General features: G+C 28.5%; 1 protein-coding gene. It reads right to left on the reverse strand.

Annotated features, from left to right (window positions below; all coding sequences use genetic code 4):
• Positions 1-643: hypothetical protein (locus tag DNK47_RS03565; protein ID WP_112665937.1), on the reverse strand; the 643-nt coding region annotated here is incomplete at both ends.

Below are 643 nucleotides of genomic sequence, written 5' to 3' on the forward strand. Positions count from 1 at the left end.
GCTTTTCAATAAACTCACTTCCCATTGCAAAAAAACTTCTACCTCTGTATTTTTCTTCTAATAGTTCAAAAAATAGATCATATGGTGATTGAATTTTTTTAAAGCCGTTATTTGCCTGCCAGTTTTGAATAAATCTTCTAAATTCTTCAAGCTTTAATTGATTTATTTCTACATTTTCTAGGCAATTTATATTTGTGTGAGATGTTTCAAAAATTTTTTCTGTTGAAAAACGATTATCTAAGTTATCAATTTGTTCTTGATATCAATTCTTTAAAAGCCTGTTCTTAGAATAATTTGTTATTTTTTCTCTGAATAGTTTTTTAATTTCGTCAATTTCATTTCAAGAAAACTTGTAGTTGTCTCAGTAACATTGTTTCTCTTTGCACCAATAAATTAGTTCTTCTAAAGTTCTAACTTTGTCATTGTTGGCATAGTGTTTATTTTTGATGGATTTGGTAGTAATGAATTGTAAATTGAAATCTGCACTTTCCGCGAACAAATCAGAAGGTAAATTGTGATTCAAAGTTAAAAGAAAGATTTTGTCCGGTTTTGGCTTTAATCTATCTAAATCTTGCGCTATTCTCGCATAAAAAGAGTCTTCTTCCTCCGGATTCCCGTTTCTTGAAAATATAAAAATTGTTTC

Source organism: Mycoplasma wenyonii (assembly GCF_003265155.1).
Classification (GTDB): Bacteria; Bacillota_I; Bacilli_A; order Mycoplasmatales; family Mycoplasmoidaceae; genus Eperythrozoon_A; species Eperythrozoon_A wenyonii_C.